The sequence below is a fragment of the Salibaculum sp. genome (assembly GCF_035270045.1).
Classification (GTDB): domain Bacteria; phylum Pseudomonadota; class Alphaproteobacteria; order Rhodobacterales; family Rhodobacteraceae; genus Salibaculum.
On record NZ_DATFIP010000056.1, the window covers coordinates 1 to 21,191 of the forward strand.

Here is a 21,191-nt window from a genome sequence, read left to right on the forward strand (position 1 = left end):
AAATCCAAGGCGGGCGCAGAAGTGAAACGGCAGGCGGCCAGGGTTCTGGCACAACTGATGTCGCCCATGACCCCGCACCTTTCCGAGGAGATCTGGGCGATGCTGGGGGGCCAAGGCCTGATCGCCGAACAGCCCTGGCCCGAGGCCGACGATACGCTTCTGGTCGAGGACACGGTCACCATGCCAATCCAGATCAATGGCAAGCGCCGTGCCGAGATCGAAGTGCCCAAGGACCTTCCCCAGGAAGAGGTTGAAAAGCGGGCGCTGGCAGAGGACGCTGTGAAACGGGCGCTCGATGGAGGGCAGCCCAGGAAACTAATCGTTGTGCCGGGCCGGATCGTGAATGTGGTTGTCTAGACGCCAAGCGCTGACTGTTCTTGCCGGCTTGCCGCTGGCGGCCTGTGGGTTCACGCCCGTCCATGGCCCGGGGGCGGCGGTCACGGCCCTGCGCGGCCGCGTGGCCTACCGCGCGCCCGACACGCCAGAAGGCTTCCGCCTGCGCGCCCGGCTCGAGGACCGTTTCGGCCGGGTGGAGCGCGGCGATTTCCTTTTGCGCGTCGAGATCGAGACCGAGGAGGTCGCCCTGGTCATCTCATCGGACCAGGACATCAACCGTTACAACCTGCCGGGCCGAGCGACCTGGGCGCTCTACTTGGCCGCGAACCTTGCGGCCGAGACACCGCTCGCCAGCGGCGAAGTCCGGACCTTTGCCGCCTATTCCGCTTTCGGCAGCACGGTGGCCACGCAAGAGGCGCAGGACGATGCCCGCGACCGCCTGGCCATGGCTCTTGCCGACCTGATCGTCACGGACCTGATCTTCGCCGCCCAAGACCTGCCATGAAGCTGAACAGCCGCGACGCCGCCGCCTATTTCCGCAAGCCCGATCCAGAGGCCACGGGCCTGCTGATCTACGGCGCGGACGCGATGCGCGTGGCGACACGGCGGCAAGAGGTCATCGCGGCCCTTGTCGGCCCTGCGGCCGAGGCGGAAATGCGCCTGACCCGGATCAGTGGCACGGACCTGCGCAAGGATGCCGCCCTGTTGCATGACGCCATCAAGGCGCAGGGCTTCTTTCCGGGCCCGCGCGTCGCTTTTGTCGAAGAAGCCACCGACGGCACCGCGAAGGCCATTGGACCGGCGCTGGCCGACTGGGCGCCCGGCGATGCGCAGATCGTCGTCACCGCAGGGGCGCTCAACGCACGCTCGGCCCTGCGCAAGCTCTTCGAAGGACACAAACGCGCCTATGCGGTGGGCCTCTACGAAGATCCCCCCGACCGCGCAGAGATCGAGGGGATTCTGGCCGAGGCCGGACTCGCCCAGGTGCCCAGCGATGTCATGGCCGCGATCACAGACCTGTCACGCGCGCTGGACCCGGGCGATTTCCGGCAGACCCTTCAGAAACTGGGGCTCTACAAGATCGGCGATACCACGCCCGTCACGGTCGAGGAACTGGAGCTTTGCGCGCCCCGATCCCACGAGGCCGAGTTGGACGACCTGCTGCATATCGTGGCCGAGTCGCGCGTGGGCGAGATCGGCCCGGTGCTCAGCCGACTTTATGCGCAGGGCACCGCGCCGGTGGGCCTTTGCATCGGAACGACGCGGCATTTCCGGGCGCTGCACGCCGCAGCCTCGGACCCCGGCGGCCCGGCGGCGGGCATCGGGCGGCTGCGCCCGCCAGTCTACGGCCCACGCCGCGACCGCATGGCCCGTCAGGCCGGAAAATGGGGTCAAAAGCGGCTGGAACGCGTACTGTCCGACCTGACCGATACCGACCTGCGCCTGCGTTCGAGCAGCCATGCCCCGGCACAGGCCCTGATGGAGCGCGCCTTGATCCGTCTGGCGATGATGGGGCGCGGCTGACACTTTCCTACGTAGGCCGGGCTATCCTTGGACACGGCCACCAAATGCGGTGACCTGTCACAATCAGGAGAAGTGTCCCGGGAAGTGGTGTAGGAGCTGGCGTCCACCTGCTTCTTCATAGCTGGTGTCGCTCGTTCACTGTGCGGCGATCATCGTCTCCGCGTCGTCATCGTTGCACAAGGCGGTCAGCTTTTCCACTGGCATGTATCGGCGGGAGACGGCCCACTCGTCATTCTGCTCCAGCATCAGGGCTCCGACCAGGCGGACGACGGCCTCGCGGTTCGGGAAGATCCCGACCACGTTGGTCCGCCGCTTGATCTCCTTGTTCACGCGCTTCAGCGGGTTGGTGCTGTGCAGCTTTGAGCGCAGACTCTCGTCAAAGGCCATGTAGGCCAGCACGTCATGCTCCGCGTCATCCATCAGCTCGGCGACATCGCGGAACCGCTCGCGCAGGCTGTCTGCGACCTCGCGCCAGCGGGCATGGGCCTGGTCGTGGTCCTTCTCGGCGAAGACAGTCTTCACTACCGCGCTGACCACGGGCTTGTGGGTCTTGCCTACGCGGGCCAAGAGGTTGCGCTGGAAGTGAACCCGGCAGCGTTGCCATCCTGCGCCAAGGACCTTGCGCGGTAAGGAGGATCAGTAAACGGTCTGGGGGACCGTTTGCCCGACGAACGCCTTCAGACCCTCATGGGCGTCGCTGATCACCAGTTGCACGCCCCGCAACCCGCGCCGGGTCAAAGAGCGCAGAAACTCGGCCCAGAACGTCTCGGCCTCCGAGGGCAGGACCGTGATCCCCAGGATCTCGCGTCGCCCATCGGTGTTGACCGCGACGACCACTATCACCGCCTTAGAGACGATCCGCCCGCCCTCGCGCAGCTTCACGTAGGTGGCGTCGAGCCAGAGGAAGGGCCGTTGACCGCGCCGACCGTCCCCCGGACGGACGGGAATTCGGTCCGGGGGACCGAATTCATGCGGATCAACCCCTCCAGCGGCCAGTTCAGAAACGCCTGCACCCTCTCATCAATCTCCTCGCACAGCCGCGACACCTGGCTCTTTGAGGTGCCCGTCAGCCCCATGGCACGCACCAGGTCGTCGACGGCGCGCGTGGAGACCCCGTGGATGTAGGCTTCCTGTATCACGGCCATCAGGGCCTTCTCGGCTGTCCGGCGGGGCTCCAGAAACGTGGGGAAATAGCTTCCCTTGCGCAGCTTGGGGATGTTCAGCCCGATCGTGCCTGCCCGGGTATCCCATTGCCGCGGCCGGTACCCGTTACGCTGGTTCGCGCGGTCCGGGCTGCGCTCGCCATGCCCGGCGCCGCACACGGCGGCCACCTCGATGTCCATCAGCCGCTGCGCGGCGTCCTGGATGAGTTCCCGCAGGAAATCCGCGTCATCGCTCTTGGCGATCACGCTCGGAAGGTCAATCATGGTCTCGGTCATCGTGCTCTCCTTCGTTGTCGTCGGTCTTTGAACAACCTCAGATTACGAAGAAGCGCGGTGGCCGCCAGTCCCGGCCGCGCGCTGCGCTACGCCAAAAGGCTCCGCGCGCGGCCTCTTACACCACTCGTTGGGACACCGCCCAATCAGGTCGTCCATGGCGTAACGGCAGGCCAGCACCCGGACGGCTGGCGGCCCGCTCATGACGCGCCGTGCACCCGATCTTTACGGGATCATGCAAGACCCAATGACGGCTTTGTTGCACAAATGTGAGGGATTCACTGTTTGAATCCAGTAGGGTAGCAACGGAGCATGAGCAGTTGGTCCCCTACGACGTACAAGACCAGGAACTGGCCTTCGTACAACACGGCGCTGAAGCAGCGCGGTTCTCTATCAATCTGGTTTGATCCTGAGATGTCGTGGCATGCGCTGCCGACAGGCAAGCGGGGGCGTCAGCCCGAGTTCAGCGACGCCGCGATCCAGGTGTGTCTCACAATGAAGATACTGTTCGGCATGCCCCTCCGGCAAACCACCGGGTTCGTCGAAAGCCTCCTTCGTCTGGCCGGGCTGGATTGGAGAGTCCCGGACTTCAGCACCCTGTGCCGCCGTCAGAAGACACTGAACGTCGCCATCCCGTAGCGTGGCGGATCGGGACCTCTCCACCTGCTGATCGATGCCACCGGGATCAAGGCCGATGGTGAAGGAGAGTGGAACGCGCGCAAACATGGCGGGCCAAAGAAGCGCCTATGGCGCAAGCTGCATCTCGGTATGGACGAGGAAACACTGGAGATCCGCGCGGTTGGCGTCACCACAAGTAATGTCGGCGATGCCCCGATGCTCCCTGACCAGCTGGAACAGATCCCACCCGAGCAGGAGATCGCCACCATCACCGCTGATGGGGCCTACGACACGCGCAGATGCCACAATGTGATTGCCGCCCGGGGAGCCGCAGCCGTCATCCCTCCGCGCAATAATGCGCAGCTTTGGAAGCCAACGACGGCGGGCGCCATCGCGCGAAACGAAGCCGTGAGGGCCTACAAATATCTCGGTCGCGCTTTATGAAGAAAATTGACCGGCTACCACCGCCGAAGCCGTGCAGAGACGAAGATGAACTGCGTCAAACTCCTTGGCCAAGCCCTCATGGCGCGAGACTTCGACCGGCAGGTCGCTGAGCTCCAGATCCGGATCGCGGTGCTCAACCGCTACACCGCCCTTGGCATACCCGTCACAGAGCCCGTAGGATAAGTCCGTCTGGGGAAAGGGGAAGTCCGCTCAAACCCCGATTTGTGCAACAGAGCCCCCCATGACCACCCCTTCTACGGCCGGTGCAAGCAACCGGGCCAACGCAACGCGCGCCGTCTTCACGGGCTGGTGGCGATTGCCGCGCAGGGTCGTGCACCGAAGCAGCCCCCATCGAACAGGTTCCAAATGTCTGACACCACGCTCACGCTCGGCCTGCCGCTGATCCAGCCCGCCCAGGCGCAAAAGCACGTCACCCACAATGAGGCGCTGGCCCGGCTCGACACCCTGGCCCGGCCCGTGGCACGGTCGCGCACGCTGACGGCCGCGCCCGCCGAGGCCGAGGATGGCGACACCCATATCGTGGCTGCGGGGGCCACGGGCGACTGGGCTGGCCAGGACGGCGCCATCGCGGTCATGCAGGGTGGCGCGTGGCATTTCATTGCCCCGGCGCAGGGCTGGCTGTGCTGGATCTTGGACGAAGCCGCGCAAGCCGTCTTCGACGGTAGTGCCTGGTCGGCGGTTGAGATACCGGCCGCCGAAACCTTGCAACGGCTTGGCATCGCCACCAGCGCAACCGCACAGAACCCGCTGGCGACGGCCGGGCCGGGAACGCTGCTGAGCCATGCCGGGGACGATCATCGCCTTGCCATCAACAAGGCCACGCCCGGCGATACTGCCAGCCTCTTGTTTCAGAAGAGCTTTTCCGGCCGGGCCGAGATCGGGCTGACCGGGAACGACGACTTGCATGTTCGCGTGTCGCCGGACGGATCCGCCTTCCAGACGGCCATGGTGGTCGACAGCGACAGCGGACAGGTGAGCTTTCCGACCGGGGGCGGCGCACCCCGAACGGCCCAACTGCGCAACACCGACACCGCGACGGACCCGAACACCACCGCTCTGACGGATGTGCCCGTCGCGGGCGCGACGGATCTTCTGGACGGCGACCGCTTCGCGGTTTCAGGGGACGGAATCGCCTGCATCACGGCCGGACGGGTCCGGGTCACCGCCAGCCTGCATGTCACAAGCGCAGCGGCGCACGCGAACCTCAACCTGCGCATCGCGCTCAACGGGACCGCACTACCGGGCGGCGCGGCCTCGGGGCACATAAGCGGGCAGAGCGGCCACGGCGAATCCTCGCTGCACCTGTCGCGCATCATCGAGATCGCAGCGGGCGACGTGGTGACGCTCCAGACCCGGCGCGAGGCCGGGGCGGGGCCGGTCACCATGACCGAGGGCAACAGCCTGTTGCTGCTCGAACAATGGTGACGCAACACCGGCACACCCCATGGCCAACCGCGTTGACAGGACTGGGTCTTTGACCGAAGACCGGCACTGCAAGGACTTGGAGCAGCGTCATGAAGATCGCGGTTGTCGGCACGGGCTACGTGGGCTTGGTGTCAGGGGTGTGTTTCTCGGATTTCGGCCACAAGGTGGTCTGCGTGGACCGGGACGCGGAGAAGGTCACGCGCCTGATGGCCGGCGAGGTCCCGATCTACGAGCCCGGCCTGGACGAGCTGATCGCAAAGAACTCTGAGGCCGGGCGCCTTTCCTTCACCACCGAACTTGCCGATGCGCTGGACGGAGCCGACGCCGCTTTCATCGCCGTGGGAACCCCCACACGCCGCGGCGACGGCCATGCCGACCTGACCTATGTCATGGCAGTTGCCGAGCAGATCGCCCATACAGCCACCGGCTATCTGGTCATCGTCACCAAGTCGACCGTGCCCGTGGGCACGAACCGCAAGGTCAAGCAGGTGGTCGCCAAAACCAACCCGGCGCTGGATTTCGACGTGGCCTCGAACCCCGAGTTCCTGCGCGAAGGAGCCGCGATCGACGATTTCATGCGCCCAGATCGGGTGATCGTCGGCACCCAGACCGACCGCGCCGCCGATGTCATGAGCGAAATCTACCGTCCGCTCTTCCTGCGCGACTTCCCGATCGTGACCACCGATCTCGAAAGCGCCGAGATGATCAAATACGCGGCCAACGCCTTTCTTGCGACCAAGATCACCTTCATCAACGAGATGGCTGCACTTTGCGAAAAGGTCGGCGCTGATATCAAGCAGGTCAGCAAAGGAATGGGCCTGGACGGGCGCATCGGCAACAAGTTCCTGCACGCGGGACCCGGGTTCGGCGGGTCGTGCTTTCCCAAGGACACGCGCGCACTGGCCCGCATCGGCCAGGACCACGCCGTGCCCATGCAGATCACCGAGACGGTCATCAAGGTGAACGAGGAAACCAAGCGCCGCATGACCGAAAAGCTGCTGGACATGTGCGGCGGCAGCTTCAACGGCAAGCTGATCGCGGTGCTGGGGGTGACCTTCAAGCCCAATACCGACGACATGCGCGATGCGCCCAGCCTGTCGATCGTGCCCGCGCTCGTCGGTGGCGGGGCCAAGGTGCGCGTCACCGACCCCCAGGGGCAGCACGAGGGCGAGGCACTGCTGCCCGGGGTCAACTGGGTCGAAGATGCCTACAAGGCCGCGCGCAACGCCGACCTCGTGGTGATCCTGACCGAATGGAACGAGTTCCGCGGACTCGACCTCAAAAAGATCGCGCGGCACATGAACACGCCCCGTATGGCCGACCTGCGCAATATCTATTCCGTGAAGGACGCAAAACGCGCGGGCTTCGAACGGTACGAGTCCATCGGCCGGGCCGGGCTTGAGACAAATTGAAGCCATCCGCCGCGGTGGCGACACAATAATGGCCCACCTGGCCCGATAGTTTCCGCCACCCCTGATCCGGGTTCATTCGGTGAGGGGGGTCGGCTTGGCCGAGCTGGTGCACGTGACGACGATCGCGGCGGGGCCGCACACGGTTGGAATCGCCGCGCTCGAGATCGCCTGGATTTCCGGCACGCCCCATCTTCTGACCGGTTCGGGCGCCGATGGCGGGTTGGCGTCCTATGTCATCGCCCCCTCGGGCCTGACCCTTGTCGATCATGAAAGCGCCGGTCCAAACAGCGGCACCGCGGGGACCAGCGATCTCGATCAGGTCGACGTGGGCGATCGACTTTTCCTTCTGCCATCCGGGCGATCCGACGATAACACCACCCTGCACGCACTCGACGGCGGGGGGCGGTTCGATGGCTTATTCAACCCCGGCTTCCATGCCGATTTGCTGACCAACGTGCAGGTCTCGGCCACCGTCACGATCCTTGACACCGTCTTCGTCATCAACAGCCAGTGGGGCCAGCCCGGCTTCAACGTCTTCGCGCTCGGCGATCACATGAACCTTAAACTGGCGACATCCGTGCCCGACACCGGGGACAGCCACACAGGCGACATCGCGGCCATGGAGAGCCTGAGCATCGCCGACCGTACCTTCGTGGTGTCCGTCTCGGGCGCGGATGCGGGCGTGACCAGTCACTGGATCAGCCATACCGGCGCGATGCGCCTGATGGACGCGGTGGGTCCCGACGACGGGCTCTGGGTTTCGGCCCCCACGGCGCTGGCCGCGGCCGACGTAGGGGGGCAGTCCCTGCTCATCGTCGGCGCGGCGGGGTCGCACAGCCTCAGTGTGCTCGGGGTGGATTCGCTGGGTGCCCTCGAGATCCTGCAGCACTACACCGATACCCGCGACACCCGTTTCGGGGACGTGCAAGCGGTCGAAACCTTCGGGATTGGCAACCGGTCCTTCGTCGTCGCCGGTGGCGGCGATGACGGCATCTCGGCCTTCGAGCTTGCGCCCGACGGGCAGCTGTTCCTTCTTGATACTGTCGTGGACCAACTCAACACGACCCTGATGAATGTCTCGGACATCGCGGCAACCGTTCTGGACGGCACGGCGCATATCCTCGTCAGCGGCAGTGACACCGGGGTGACCCAATTCTCCATAGACCTGAACGGCCTTCCCGACAGCCTCGGGGGGACCGCCGCGGGCGAGACCCTGTCGGGCGGCGGTGGACCGGATCTGATTGCCGGGCTGGGCGGCGACGACACCCTTTCGGGCGCTGGCGACGACGACCGGCTGATCGACGGCGCGGGCCAGGACAGCCTGACGGGGGGCGCGGGGGCCGATGTTTTCGTCTTCGTCAACGACGGTCAGGCCGACAGCATCACGGATTTCGAGGACGGACTGGACCGGATCGACTTGGGTGGGCTGCCCATGCTCCATGGCATCGACCAGTTGATCCTGGACCAGCAAGGCGGCGCAGTGCGACTGACCTTCGGCGACGAGACGCTGCTGGTTTCGTCCGACGGCGGTCTGCAGGTTGCCGAGCTGACGACCGACGATTTCATCTTCGGCTTCTGACCCGCGCCGGGGGGATGTCAGACCCCGGACAACGGGAGGTCGAGCTGACGAGCAGCGGCCCGCCCGGCCCAGCGCCCGGTAGCCATGCATGCGGTCAAAAGATAACCGCCGGTTGGCGCCTCCCAATCCAGCATTTCGCCGCAGGCAAAGATACCGGGGCTTTCGCGCAGCATCAGGTCGGACGTCAGCGCCTCGAACCTCAGCCCCCCGGCAGTAGAAATCGCCTCGTCCAAGGGCCGTAGCCCGGCGTTGCGCACTGGCAGGGACTTGAGACGGGCCACCCAGTCCGAGCGCGGCAAACCCGCGCCGCCGGTCATTTCCAAAAACAGCGCCACCTTTGCCGGCGGCAGGCGCAGCGTGTTCCTGAGCCAATGCGCCAGCCGCGGCTTGGCGGGCAGACGCGCGGTCAGCGCCTGCGGTGAAAGATCCGGCACCAGATCCACGGTCAAGGCAGCGCCCGCGCGCAACGCCGGGCTGAGGCTGTAGAGTCCGCCACCCTCAAGCCCGCGGGTGCTGATCGTGGCCTCCCCGCGCGAGGTCAGATCGCCCGCGCGCCATTCCACCGCCTTCAGCGGCGAACCCATGTGGGGTCCCATGTGGTCGGTCCAGCACATCGCCAGCGCGGCATTCGCGGGCTCGAAAGGCACCGTGTCGGACATCCAGCCGGCCCAGGCCCCGTCCGAGCCCAGTCGCGCCCAGGACGCTCCGCCACAGGCGAGAACAGTCGCGCGCGGGTGGAGCACCGTCGGCCCCTCGGGGGTATCGAAACACACCGCTCCGTCTTCGCCCCAGCCAGTCCAGCGCCAGCGCCGGTGCAGGGTCACGCCCTGTTCCTCCAGCCGTCGCAGCCAGGCCCGCAGCAGGGGCGAGGCCTTCATCGCCTTCGGAAAGACCCGCCCGGTAGTGCCGGTGAAGAGCGGCTGTCCCAGCGCCTCGGCCCAGTGCATGATCTGCGTAGGGCCGAACTCGGACAGCACCGGGCGCAGCGGCCTGGCCCGGTCTCCATAGGCGGACAGGAAGGTTTCGAAAGGTTCATGCTTGGTCAGGTTCAGGCCCGTCTTTCCCGCCATCAGGAACTTGCGCGCGGGCGATGGCATGGCCTCTGCCACCCTCACGGAATGGCCTGCCGATGCAAGCGCCTCTGCCGCCATCAACCCCGCAGGTCCGGCGCCGATGATCAACGCATCGCTCACACTTCAGCCCGTGGCAGGCCACCCTTGATCTCGACCACGCGCTGCGGGAAGGGAATCTCGATATCGTGGGCCTGCAGAGCGTTCCAGATCGCGAAAAGCACGCGGGAGGTATATTTGTGCCGCCCGTCGTCGATCCCGTTGACCCAGAATTCGCAGGCGAAATCGATGCCGGACTCGCCGAAACCGCGCAACTCGCAATCGGGCTTTTCCGGTTCGGTCAGGACAAAGTCCAGCGCGCCCACCGCCTTTTCGATGATGCCCGGGACCAGGTTGATGTCCGTGTCATAGCTGACGGAAAAGGGCGCCTCATAGCGGTTGGCGCTGCCCTGGTCGGAATAGTTCACGACGCGGGTGATGATGAAATCCTCGTTCGGGACGACGATCCAGCGCCCGTCGAAGGTTTCCAGGATCGCCGCGCGCGCGGTCATCTTGACGATGGTACCGGCCTCGCCGCCGTCCAGCTGCACGAAATCTCCGACGGTGGCCTGTCCCTCCAGCAGCAGGATGATCCCGGAAATGAAATTCGATGCGATCTTCTGCAGGCCAAAACCGATCCCGACGCCCAGCGCGCCGGTCAGCACCGCCAGCGACGTCAGCGGGATGCCCATGATGTTCATCACCAGCAGGAAGGCGACACCGAAGATCACGATCTCGGCGCTCTTGACGGCCAGTTGCCGGGTGGCCGGGCGCATGTCCTGCTGTTTCTGGATCAGGGCCGCGGACTGGTCATTGGACCAGCGCCCGAACCAGAACATGACCGCGGCCACCACGATGAATTGCAGTGCCTTGAGAACGGAAAAGGACAGGTTGCCCAGCGGAACAACGGCCGCGTCCAGCCAGGCGACGACGGGTTCGATGAGCCCCACCACGTAGAGCGCCGCCACCGGCACCATGACGTATCGGCCCAGCGCCCTCAGGAAGGGGTCCTGCAGCATGTCGCGGGCAAAGGCCCGCACTGCGAGGAACAGGAACACACGTTTGCCAAGGGCGATTATCGCCCCCGAGTCGAAAAGCGACCGCGTGACCTGTTCGCCCGCAGCCGTCAGGCCGAAGGCCAGAAGCGGCAGCACCAGCGGCAGGAACAGCAGCATGAAGCGCCGGGTCCTGGCAAAGATCGTCTCGGCGGCCTCGGGCGGGGTCAGCAGCCGCTCGATCTGCGGGCCAGCCTTGCGCATGAAGGCCAACGCCGCCAGCCAGGCCAGGACCAGCAGTGCCAGTTGCGACCAGAAGGCCGGGCTGAGCAGCCAGTCCCGACCCTGTTGCCCCCAGTCCATGAGCATCGGGCCGTATTCGTTCCAGATCGACTCGAACATGTCCTGCCCTCTTGAACCCTTGGCGCATCCCGGGTCGCTCTTACACTAGCTTCATGACCAGAGAAACGCCCATGTGCGCACTTTGCGGTCGGCCCCTTCCACCGGAGGTGCCGCAAAGCCTGCACCATCTCGTGCCCCGGCTGAAAAGCGGCAAGGGCGGTCCGGCGGTGCTGCTGCATCACACATGTGACACCAAAAAACACGCGACCCTGACAGAACCCGATCCGGCACGCGCGCACCAAACGCCCGAGGCGCTGCGTGCCCACCCCCGGCTGGCGAGTTTCATCGTCTGGGCACGCGAGCGCCCGGTCGGGTTAAATTCCCGCAGAAAGGGCGGGCGGCGCCCGCATCGGGCAAAGGGTGCGCCCGACAGATTTCCACCCGGAACGCCCTAGCAGATCATTCCCTTGATCGCCGTGACGTGGTCGGCCCTGGCGGCCAGCACATCGGCGGCAATGGCGCGGGCCTCTTCGACAGGCGCATCGCAAACCCGGTCCAAGAGTCCGAAGGCAAAGGCATCGTCGCTGACAATCTTCTGCCCGCCCATCAGGATCAACTTCGCGCGGGCCGGGCCGACGAGCGCGGACAGGCGGCGCGGATCCGTAGGCTGCGGCAAGTGACCCAGCTTCATAACCGGGTAGAAGAATTTCGCCCCAGGCACGCAGAGCCGCAGATCACAGGCCAGCACCATGCCCATGGCACCTCCGGCCACCGTGCCGTTGAGCGCGGCGATGGAGAGTCCGCGAAACTCCGCCACCGCCCAGGACAGCCGTTCCCACTGCGGCGAATGCGCAAGCGTTCCGCCCTCGACCTCGTCAAGGTCGGCTCCGGCGCTGAAGATATTGCCAGCGCCGGTCAGGACAAGCACCCTTTCGCGCGCCTCGCCCACGGCACCGGACAACTCTGTCAACATCGTCTCGGTCAGCGCATTGGCCTTTTCGGGACGGTTCAGCGTCAGGGTCAGGACATCGCCCTCGCTTTCCACCCTGATCACGACAGGCCCACCTTTTGGCGCACTTCCGGGTCGCGCAGGGAAACGTCCTGACCCAGCCAGGCATCGGCCTCGGCCCCGCACATCCAGACCAGCGCCCGGGCCGGCCAGTCCGGCGGGATATGGTCGGACCAGTCCAACTGACTGACGGGGTTGATGCCCGATGCCTTGATGTCCTTCTGCATCTGCGTAGCAACGGTTCCCGGCGACAGGCCGAGCGCACGGATGCCCCGATCACGGTATTCCAGATCCGCCGAACGGGTCAGCATATAGGCCCCCGCCTTGGAGGCGCAGTAGTGCGACCAGCCCTCGACCGGGCCATGCGCCGCCCCCGACGAGATCGTCAGGATCGTGCCGCCGCCCTGTTCCAGCATCCCCGGCAGCACCGCGCGCATACCGTTGAAAACGCCCTTCAGGTTGATGTCGATCACCTTGCCCCAATCCCCGGGATCGGCCTCGGCCAGGTGCGAAATCGGTTCGATCACCCCGGCATTGCCAATCAGCACGTCGATCCGGCCAAAGGCGGCAATGGTCGCATCCACCGCCGCCTGCATTTCCCAGTAGCGGCTGACATCGCAGGGAATGGCGACCGCCGCCGCGCCAATCTCACCGGCCAGTTCCGCGATACGCTCCTCGGTTCGGGCCAGCAGCGCGACCCGCGCTCCGGCCGCTGCAAAGGCGCGCGCCGCCTCGGCCCCGATCCCTCGACTGGCCCCGGTGATCAGCACCACCCTCTCATTCATTGCCCTGTCACCTGCCTGAGCCATTGATTCCCCATCTGTTCGATGCCCTGCGCGAGCGAATGATATCTCCACCTTGACCCCGGCGACAGGGCTTGGAAAGCTCGCGCATAGATTTTTGATAGGAGCACCCACGATATGACGAAACCGTTTGTCCTGCGCATGGGCGGTCTTGGGGCCGCCCTCCTGTGCGGCTCCGCCGCAAGCGCCGATGTCACCGCCCAGCAAGTCTGGGACAATTGGAAGACCCAGATTGACGCCTACGGCGAAGGCGTCAGCATCGGCTCCGAAACCATGTCCGGCGATACGCTTACCGTCGACTCGCTGACAATGGAAATTTCCGACGAGGAGATGAACGTCGAGGCCGAGATGGGCCCGCTGACCTTCACCGAACTGGGTGACGGGACCGTCCGGGTCGGGATGCCCGAAAGCTATCCCATGACGCTCGAGGTCGATGGCAACCCCGTTCAGGTCACCATCAGCAACGAGGGACTGGAGATCATCGCCTCCGGCACGCCCGGGGCCCTGGCCTATGACCTCAGCGCCGACCGCTACGCGATCACCCTTGACAGCCTCGGGCCGGAATTCGAGGAAGAGGGCATCCTGAATGCCGGTATGATCGCCATGAACGACGTGAGGGGCGACTATACGGTTGCGACCGGCGACGACCTGACAGTGATGGACTACACCCTCGACGTTGGCAGCGCCGAGATCGACGTGGACCTGCGCGAGCGTGGCGGCCCGGGCGTGATCCTGGTGGCTGCGCAGATGGCCAATCTCGGGCTGAATGCCGAGATCGCCATGCCAGAGGCGATGGACACGGACGCCCCCGAGACCATGTTCGCCGAGGGCTTCGCTTTCGAGGGCGGCTATTCCATCGGAACGTCCACCTACGAGTTCGAGATCGACGAGGAAGGCGAGTCCATGTCCGGCAACGTCGCAACCGACAGCACAGGGCTGACAGTTGCCGCCGGTTACGACGGCATGACCTACCGGTCGCAGACACAAGGGCTGGACATCAACGTGTCTGTTCCCAACGAATTGCCCTTCCCTGTCGAGGCGGCGCTGTCGACATTCGGCTTCACCCTCGATGTCCCGCTCAGCCAATCGCTCGAACCGCAGGACTTCGAACTGGGCATGGAGCTGCGGGATCTGACGGTCGGCAATGGGCTGTGGAACATCTTCGACCCCGGCGAGGCGCTGCCACGCGATCCCGCCACCTTGGCCCTGAACCTGACCGGGCAGGCCACGCCGCTGTTCGACTTCATGGACCCGGAGCAGGCCCGGCAGGCCGCCATGTCCGACATGCCCGCCGAACTTCACGAGGTGGACCTCAATGAGTTGATCCTGCGCGTGGCGGGGGCCGAGGTCACGGGCGACGGCGGCTTCACCTTCGACAACAGCGACCTTCAGACGATCCCGGGCATACCCCGTCCCGAAGGCCAGGCCGATTTCAGGCTGGTCGGGGTGAACGGACTGATCGACAATCTGATCCAGATGGGCCTGATCCCGCAGCAACAGGCCGCGGCCCCGCGCATGATGTTGGGCATGTTCGCCACGCCCGTGGGCGATGACGAACTCACCTCGACCATCGAGATCAACGAGCAGGGTCATATCCTGGCCAACGGTCAGCGCATCCGGTAACTCCAACGGACGACAACATTGCGGGGCGTCCGTTATGCCGGGCGCCCCGTTGCACGGATGCGCCCCGCCGCGGGGTCGTACTTGCGGTGCGGTGCCGGGCGGGCTACCTCTCTGCAAACCGAAGGGAAACCCCGAGGATGACCATGTCACGCCCCCCCTCCGAGCTTACCGAGACCCTGCTGCGCGCGGCCAAGGCCGCCGGGGCCGACAGCGCCGATGCCATCGTGGTCAGCGGCGCCTCGTCCTCGATAGACGTTCGCTCCGGGGCGCTTGAACAGGCAGAGCGCGCGGAAAGCACCGACATGGGCCTGCGGGTCTTCCTGGGCCATCGGCAGGCCAATGTCTCGGCGTCCGACACAAAGGATGCCACGATCGCGGAAATGGCCGAACGCGCCATCGCCATGGCCCGGATCGCGCCGGAGGACCCCCATGCCGGGCTGGCTGCAAAGGATCAGCTGGCCACCGATCTTGACGCAAATTCGCTCGACCTGGTGGACACTGCGCCCGAACCGGACCCGGCGATGTTGCAAGGCTGGGCCGAGGAGGCCGAGGCCGCGGCGTTGGCGGTCGAGGGCGTGACGCAGGTGCAGTCTGCCAGCGCCACTCATGGCAACAGGCGGGTCCACCTGGCCACCAGCACCGGTTTCTCGGCCGGCTACGACGGAACGGGTATCTCCATTTCCTGCGTGGCAATCAGCGGTACCGGGACCGGGATGGAACGCGATTACGACTACGACAGCCGTACCCATCTGTCCGACATGCGCGACCCGGCCGAAATCGGTCGGCGCGCAGCCGAACGTGCCGTCTCCCGGCACGGCGCGCGCAGACCGGCGACGGGCAGTTACCCGGTGGTTTTCGACGAACGCATCGCCGGCAGCCTGATCGGCCATCTTGTGCAGGCGATCAACGGCAGCGCCATCGCGCGCGGGTCATCCTGGCTTCTCGACGGCATCGGCCAGCAGATTTTGCCCTCCGGGCTGTCGCTGGTCGAGGACCCGCACCGCGCCCGCGTGCAGGGCTCGCGGCTGTTCGATGCCGAGGGCCTGCCGACAAACCGCCGGACCATCGTGAACGACGGCCGTTTGACCGGCTGGACCCTGGACCTGGCCACCGCGCGCAAGCTGAACATGGACAGCACCGGCAACGCCATGAGGGGCGTCTCGGCCCCGCCCTCGCCCGGGGTCACTCACCTGGCACTGACCCAAGGCGTGCGCAGCCGCGCCGAATTGCTGTCCGACATGGGTACGGGGCTTCTCGTGACCTCGATGATCGGCTCGACCATCAACCCAAACACCGGCGACTATTCCCGCGGCGCCTCGGGCTTCTGGGTCGAGGACGGCGAAATCGCCTACCCGGTGAACGAATGCACGATCGCGGGCAACCTTCGCGAGATGCTGCGCCGGATGGTACCGGCCAATGACGCCCAACCACACCTGAGCCGCGTCGTGCCTTCATTGCTAGTCGAGGGGTTGACCCTTGCCGGTGATTAACGATCTCACCCTTCTGGAACAGGCTGCGCACGAGGCTGGCGAAATCGCCATGCGCCACTTCAAGGCCGATCCACAGGTCTGGGAAAAGGACGAGGCCGCTGGCCCCGTCACCGAGGCCGACCTCGCCGTTGACCGCTACCTGCGTGACAAACTGCTGACCGCGCGGCCAGGCAACGGCTGGCTGTCGGAGGAAACCGAGGATGACGCCGACCGCCTGGGCGCCGATCACGTGTTCATCGTCGACCCCATCGACGGCACCCGGGCCTTCATCGACCACAGCAAGGACTGGGCGCTGTCGTTGGCCGTGGCCGAGAGAGGGGCCGTTTCCGCGGCTGTCGTCCATCTGCCCGCGCGCGGGCAGACATACAGCGCGGCCCGTGGCGGCGGCGCAACGCTGAACGGCGCGCCGGTCGAGGTTACCGGCACGACTGACGCGACCCAGGCCGAGGTCCTGACAACAAAGTCCAACTTGGCGCCCGGCTTCTGGCGCGGACCAGTGCCCGGCTTCCGGCGAAGCTTTCGGACATCGCTGGCCTATCGGCTATGTCTCGTGGCCGAAGGGCGCTTCGACGCAATGCTGACCCTACGCCCGACCTGGGAATGGGACGTGGCCGCGGGCAGCCTCATCGTGACCGAGGCGGGCGGCCGTGCCACCGACGGCAACGGGGACGTCCCGCTTTTCAACACGCCCCAACGCCAGATCGCGGGCATGGTGGCTGGCGGCACACTGCACGGCACGCTGATGGGCGAGCTGCGCCGCGACCTTTCCCGGCCCGGTCACTTTACCCTGCCCGGCTGAGCGCCTAGGCTTTGTAGCAGCGCAGAAAATGCAGGAGCAGGGACATGGCACAGCGCCTTCACCTGGTATTCGGCGGCGAACTCGTCGATCCGACCAAGAACACCTTCAAGAACGTCGATGACATTCACCTTGTGGGGATCTACCCCGACTATGAACAGGCCTTTGACGCCTGGAAGGCCGAGGCCCAGCGCACCGTGGACAACGCACACATGCGCTATTTCATCGCCCACCTTCATCGCCTCCGCGAAGAGGACACAGAAGCCTCGCCGACCGAGGAACTGGGCTGAGCCGCGCCCCGGCCAGACGCTTCTAGGATGACGGAACCCAAGCCGCCGCTTGTCTGGATCTGTAGCGACGATGCCGGGAACCTGGCCGCGGCCATCGCGCTTGCGCGGCACCTTCACCGGGCAGAGACCGAGGTGCGCTTGCTTCTGAGCGCCCCTCGCGATGAGCTGGGACAAGTCGCCGCACATGGATGCCCGCCAGCAGACCTGGTCGAGTCCCCCGCCGACAGTGGTCCGGCCGGGCGCGCCCTGCTGGACCGGCACGCACCCTGCGTGCTGGTCTGGTTCGGCGGTCTTCGCCCGGCCCTGATGACGGCGCTGGGTCGGCGCGGCCTTCCCATGATCCTGGTCAATATCGCCCTGCACCAGCTCGCACCGCGAGGTCTGGGCCTGGGCGCGCGCAAGCTGCGCCAGCCACTTGCCGGGTTCGGACGCATTCTGGGTGTCGACGGCGCCACCGGAAACCGCCTTCAGAAGCTGGGGGTTCCCGCCGACCGGATCACCGTGACCGGCCCCCTGAAAGAAGACGCCGACCCCCCCGGTCACGACCCCAACGAATTGACGGTCATGGCCGAGGTCGTGGGCAGTCGCCCCGCCTGGTTTCCCAGTGCCATCGTCCCTGGCGAGGTCGCCCAGATCGCCGCCGCTCACAAGTCAGCAAGCCGACGCAGTCACCGGCTGCTAACCATCGTTTCGCCCCGGGCGACCGTGGACGGGCCAGACCTTGCACGCCGCTTGGCCCGTTCGGGGCTCCGCACGGCCCTGCGCTCGGCCGAGGAGCCCCCCGACGAAGAAATCCAGGCGCTGGTCGCGGACTGCCCGGGCGAGGCCGGCCTGTGGTATCGTCTGGCGCCGGTCTGCTTCATGGGGGGCACCCTGTCGGGGCCGGACGGCCCGGCCCCCTTTGCCGCCGCCGCGGTCGGCTCGGCGGTGCTGCACGGGCCCTTCGTGCAACCCTGGCAGGACCAGTATCGGCGCCTGTCGCAGGCCGGGGCCGCGCGCAAGGTGCGCAGCGGCTCCGAACTGGGGGTGGCGCTGGGCGAGTTGATAGGGCCGGACCGGCCCGCCACCATGGCTCACGCCGGTTGGGAGGAAGTCACGCAAAGCTCCTTGGCCTATCACGATTTGACGACCCTGATCGAGGACACGGCGTTTGTCGGGGGGATCGCCTGATGCGCGCGCCAGGCTTCTGGTACGGGGCCCCGGAACGCCCCGGTCTGGGCGCGCGGCTTCTGGCGCCGCTTGGCTGGCTTTACGGCGCCCTGACCGCAAGGCGTGTCGCACGACCCCCGGCCCACAGGGCGGGCGTACCGGTGATCTGCATCGGCAATATCAATGCAGGCGGCACCGGCAAGACGCCCACGGTGATCGCATTTGCCCGGCACATGGCTGAGCGCGGCGCCGCGGTGCATGTCGTCAGCCGCGGGCATGGCGGGACACAGACCGGCCCCCTTCGCGTCGACCCGACGCTCCACACGGCCGCCGGCGTGGGCGACGAGCCGCTTCTGATCGCAGCCTTCGCCCCGGTCTGGGTCGCGCGGGATCGCGCCGCCGGGGTCCGCGCCGCCGAAGCAGCCGGGGCCAGGGTGATCCTGCTGGACGACGGGTTCCAGAACCCGGCCGTGGCCAAGGACCTGTCCATCGTCGTCGTGGACGCGGCCAGGGGCTTCGGCAATGGCCGTGTCCTGCCGGCAGGGCCGCTGCGCGAACCCGCTCACACCGGCCTCGCCCGCGCCGATGCCCTGCTGGTAATCGGCGCGCCAAGGGAGAGGGAAGCTTTCCGCCCCGAACTGCCTGAGCATTGCCAACGGCTGGAGGGCGCGCTCGCCGCCTTGCCGACGGGGATGCCCTGGCGCGGAATGCGTGTGCTGGCCTTTGCCGGGATCGGCCACCCCGAGAAGTTCTTCGCCACCCTGCGCGGGCTTGGGGCGGAGGTGGTGCGCGGCGAGCCGCTGGCTGATCATCAGCCTCTGGGCGACGCGCTGATGCTGCGGCTGGAAAAGGAAGCCGCACTGCTCGGCGCCCAGCTTGTCACCACCGAAAAGGACGCGGTGCGCTTGCCCACCGCATTCCGGCAAAAGGTCATTACGCTGCCCGTCCGGCTGGATCTGGCGGATTGGTCGACCTTGGATGGCCTGCTGGCTCAGGTGTCGGCCAAGTCCTGATCCTGCCCAAACCGGGGAGCAGCGCGGCCGGTCGCGAGGTCGGCCCCGGAAAACCTGATCGGTGCACGCACGCCCGGCACGCCTTCGGGATCGATACGCAGCCCGCGCGCCACCACCTGTGGATCTGCAAAGACCTCGGCCATGTCATTGATCGGCCCGGCAGGCACGCCCATGGGCTCGCAGGCGGCCAGCAGATCGGCCTTGGTCCAGGTGAGGATCTCCCCTGCCAACCGATCGACCAGAAGATCGCGATGCTCCAGCCGTGCGGGGTTGGTCGCAAATCGCGCATCATCGGCCAAGGCGCCCAGCCCCAGCAGGGTGCAGAACCGGCGAAACTGCCCATCATTGCCCACGGCGACGATCACATAGCCGTCGGCACAACCGAACACCTGGTATGGCACGATGTTCGGATGCGCGTTGCCCAGCCGCGCTGGGGCCGCGCCCGTCGCCAGGTAGTTCATCGCCTGGTTGGCAGTGGTGGCGACGGCCACGTCGAGCAACGCAATGTCGATGTGCTGCCCTTCACCGGTGCGGTCTCGCTGGTGCAGAGCCGCCAGAACCGCGTTGCTGGCATAAAGCCCGGTCAGGATGTCGGTGACGGCGACACCCACCTTCTGAGGCTGGCCGTCCGGCTCGCCCGTGACGGACATCAGGCCCGACATGCCCTGGATGATGTAGTCATACCCCGCCCGCGCGGCATAAGGACCATCCTGTCCGAATCCGGTGATGGAACAATAGATCAGCCCGGGATGGACAGCCTTCAAGCTGTCATAGTCCAGCCCGTATTTCGCCAATCCGCCGATCTTGAAGTTCTCGATCACCACATCAGCCCCTGCGATCAAACGCTTGGCGGCGGCCAGGTCATCGGGCACCGTGAAATCCAGAACGACCGAGCGCTTGCCACGGTTGCACCCATGGAAATAGGCGGCCGCCCTGTCGCCGTCACGGTCGATGAAGGGCGGCCCCCAGTGGCGGGTGTCGTCGCCGGCCGGGGCCTCGATCTTGATCACCTCGGCCCCGAGGTCAGCCAATAGCTGCCCGGCCCAGGGGCCGGCAAGGATACGGGCCAGTTCCACGACCCTGAGCCCGTCGAGAGGCGTCATTCGGCCGCGTCGGCCTCGGCCAGCTTTTCGTCCAGCACCGCGGCGAAATCGTCATAGGACATGTTGGAGTATTTCTCACCCTGGATGACGAAGCTAGGGGTGCTCTGCACATCGTCTGCCTCGGCATTGGCCTGGTACCAGCCATAGAGGTTCTGCGCGGTTTCGCCGTCGCTCAGACAGCTATCCAGGTTCTCGTCCGTCAACCCCGCGACCTTGCCTATGCGGCGCAGGTCGGCGACGATTTCCTCGCCGCTTTCACGACGGGCCCAGTCCTGCTGACGCTCGTATATCAGGTCGGTGATTCCGAAAAAGCGGTCCTCGCCGCCGCAGCGCGCCACCATCGAGGCCCAGAGCCCCGGCCGGTCGAAATAGACCTCGCGGTAGACGAAGCGAACCTTGCCGGTGTCGACGTAGTTTTCCTCGATCTGTGGGAACTGCGTCTGGTGGAAATCGGCACAATGCGGACAGGTGAACGAAGCGTATTCGATCACCTCGACGGGGGCATCCGCGTCGCCCTTGACCATCTCGGTGATCTGGCTGGTGTCGACCTCGGCATCCTGTGCCATCGCGGCCCCCAGAACGGGGTCGGCGGGCACGGACGGCCGGGTCAGAAACCAGGCGCCGCCGGCAACGGCGGCCACAGCGACAGCGGCGATAAATGCGTTTTTCATGGG

At 66.2% G+C, this 21,191-nt stretch carries 18 protein-coding genes and 2 pseudogenes; 13 read left to right on the top strand and 7 right to left on the bottom strand.

From position 1 onward, the window contains the following. The 3 genes from VJ897_RS09630 to holA form a co-directional block, all read left to right on the top strand. Nucleotides 1–357: class I tRNA ligase family protein (locus VJ897_RS09630; RefSeq protein WP_324055397.1), on the top strand; the 357-nt coding region annotated here is incomplete at its 5' end. Continuing rightward, entirely contained in the window at nt 344–841 is a 498-nt protein-coding gene (locus tag VJ897_RS09635; protein WP_324055398.1) for a hypothetical protein, read from the top strand. The genes VJ897_RS09630 and VJ897_RS09635, both read left to right, overlap by 14 nt. Beyond that, nucleotides 838–1,860, top strand: a complete 1,023-nt coding sequence (gene holA / locus VJ897_RS09640; protein WP_324055399.1) for a DNA polymerase III subunit delta — start codon at nt 838–840, stop codon at nt 1,858–1,860. The genes VJ897_RS09635 and holA overlap by 4 nt, the downstream gene beginning before the upstream one ends. Before the next feature lie 135 nt (nt 1,861–1,995). On the opposite strand, the pseudogene VJ897_RS09645 reads toward holA, so the two are convergent. Then, nucleotides 1,996–3,299 (bottom strand): annotated as a pseudogene (locus VJ897_RS09645) (IS256 family transposase). 309 nt (nt 3,300–3,608) lie between these two features. Here VJ897_RS09645 and VJ897_RS09650 point away from each other — a divergent pair. The 4 genes and pseudogenes from VJ897_RS09650 to VJ897_RS09665 all read left to right on the top strand — a co-directional run bounded on the left by VJ897_RS09650 (nt 3,609) and on the right by VJ897_RS09665 (nt 8,795). After that, a pseudogene (locus VJ897_RS09650) lies at nt 3,609–4,541 on the top strand (IS5 family transposase). Nucleotides 4,542–4,724: 183 nt separating this feature from the next. Then, complete coding sequence (locus VJ897_RS09655; protein WP_324055400.1) at nt 4,725–5,804, top strand: DUF2793 domain-containing protein; 1,080 nt, start codon at nt 4,725–4,727, stop codon at nt 5,802–5,804. A gap of 89 nt (nt 5,805–5,893) precedes the next feature. Then, nucleotides 5,894–7,216 (top strand): UDP-glucose dehydrogenase family protein, encoded by a 1,323-nt coding sequence (locus VJ897_RS09660; protein WP_324055401.1) that lies wholly within the window; start codon nt 5,894–5,896, stop codon nt 7,214–7,216. 94 nt (nt 7,217–7,310) lie between these two features. Then, the gene (locus VJ897_RS09665) at nt 7,311–8,795 is read left to right on the top strand and encodes a calcium-binding protein (RefSeq protein ID WP_324055402.1); all 1,485 of its coding nucleotides are present in this window, start codon (nt 7,311–7,313) and stop codon (nt 8,793–8,795) included. A gap of 17 nt (nt 8,796–8,812) precedes the next feature. On the opposite strand, the gene VJ897_RS09670 is transcribed toward VJ897_RS09665, so the two are convergent. The 4 genes from VJ897_RS09670 to VJ897_RS09685 all read right to left on the bottom strand — a co-directional run bounded on the left by VJ897_RS09670 (nt 8,813) and on the right by VJ897_RS09685 (nt 13,035). Next, nucleotides 8,813–9,988, bottom strand: a complete 1,176-nt coding sequence (locus VJ897_RS09670) for a TIGR03862 family flavoprotein (RefSeq protein ID WP_324055403.1) — start codon at nt 9,986–9,988, stop codon at nt 8,813–8,815. After that, nucleotides 9,985–11,301: a mechanosensitive ion channel family protein gene (locus tag VJ897_RS09675; protein ID WP_414706719.1), complete on the bottom strand. Its 1,317-nt coding sequence runs from the start codon at nt 11,299–11,301 to the stop codon at nt 9,985–9,987. The genes VJ897_RS09670 and VJ897_RS09675 overlap by 4 nt, the downstream gene beginning before the upstream one ends. A gap of 391 nt (nt 11,302–11,692) precedes the next feature. Further along, the gene (locus VJ897_RS09680; RefSeq protein ID WP_324055404.1) at nt 11,693–12,295 is read right to left on the bottom strand and encodes an enoyl-CoA hydratase/isomerase family protein; all 603 of its coding nucleotides are present in this window, start codon (nt 12,293–12,295) and stop codon (nt 11,693–11,695) included. Beyond that, nucleotides 12,292–13,035, bottom strand: a complete 744-nt coding sequence (locus VJ897_RS09685; RefSeq protein WP_324055405.1) for an SDR family oxidoreductase — start codon at nt 13,033–13,035, stop codon at nt 12,292–12,294. Before VJ897_RS09685 ends, VJ897_RS09680 begins: the two co-directional genes overlap by 4 nt. 135 nt (nt 13,036–13,170) lie before the next feature. Between VJ897_RS09685 and VJ897_RS09690 the strand changes: the two genes are divergently transcribed. The 6 genes from VJ897_RS09690 (at nt 13,171) to lpxK (ending at nt 19,414) form a co-directional block, all read left to right on the top strand. Continuing rightward, nucleotides 13,171–14,676: a DUF2125 domain-containing protein gene (locus VJ897_RS09690; RefSeq protein ID WP_324055406.1), complete on the top strand. Its 1,506-nt coding sequence runs from the start codon at nt 13,171–13,173 to the stop codon at nt 14,674–14,676. A 143-nt stretch (nt 14,677–14,819) separates the two neighbouring features. Beyond that, complete coding sequence (locus tag VJ897_RS09695) at nt 14,820–16,166, top strand: TldD/PmbA family protein (RefSeq protein ID WP_324055407.1); 1,347 nt, start codon at nt 14,820–14,822, stop codon at nt 16,164–16,166. Next, the gene (locus VJ897_RS09700; protein ID WP_414706721.1) at nt 16,153–16,965 is read left to right on the top strand and encodes a 3'(2'),5'-bisphosphate nucleotidase CysQ; all 813 of its coding nucleotides are present in this window, start codon (nt 16,153–16,155) and stop codon (nt 16,963–16,965) included. Before VJ897_RS09695 ends, VJ897_RS09700 begins: the two co-directional genes overlap by 14 nt. 44 nt (nt 16,966–17,009) lie before the next feature. Then, nucleotides 17,010–17,252, top strand: a complete 243-nt coding sequence (locus tag VJ897_RS09705; RefSeq protein ID WP_324055408.1) for a DUF4170 domain-containing protein — start codon at nt 17,010–17,012, stop codon at nt 17,250–17,252. Between the two features lie 27 nt (nt 17,253–17,279). Continuing rightward, nucleotides 17,280–18,422, top strand: coding sequence for a 3-deoxy-D-manno-octulosonic acid transferase (locus tag VJ897_RS09710; protein ID WP_324055409.1), 1,143 nt, complete (start codon nt 17,280–17,282; stop codon nt 18,420–18,422). Continuing rightward, a complete protein-coding gene (lpxK, locus tag VJ897_RS09715; RefSeq protein ID WP_324055410.1) occupies nt 18,422–19,414 on the top strand; it encodes a tetraacyldisaccharide 4'-kinase in 993 nt (330 codons plus the stop codon). Before VJ897_RS09710 ends, lpxK begins: the two co-directional genes overlap by 1 nt. Here lpxK and VJ897_RS09720 read toward each other — a convergent pair. Together VJ897_RS09720 and VJ897_RS09725 are read right to left on the bottom strand one after the other, a co-directional pair. Further along, complete coding sequence (locus tag VJ897_RS09720) at nt 19,393–20,517, bottom strand: CaiB/BaiF CoA transferase family protein (protein WP_324055411.1); 1,125 nt, start codon at nt 20,515–20,517, stop codon at nt 19,393–19,395. The two genes, lpxK and VJ897_RS09720, sit on opposite strands and share 22 nt — an antisense overlap. Beyond that, a complete protein-coding gene (locus VJ897_RS09725; RefSeq protein WP_324055412.1) occupies nt 20,514–21,188 on the bottom strand; it encodes a DsbA family protein in 675 nt (224 codons plus the stop codon). Before VJ897_RS09725 ends, VJ897_RS09720 begins: the two co-directional genes overlap by 4 nt. Nucleotides 21,189–21,191: the final 3 nt, after the last annotated feature.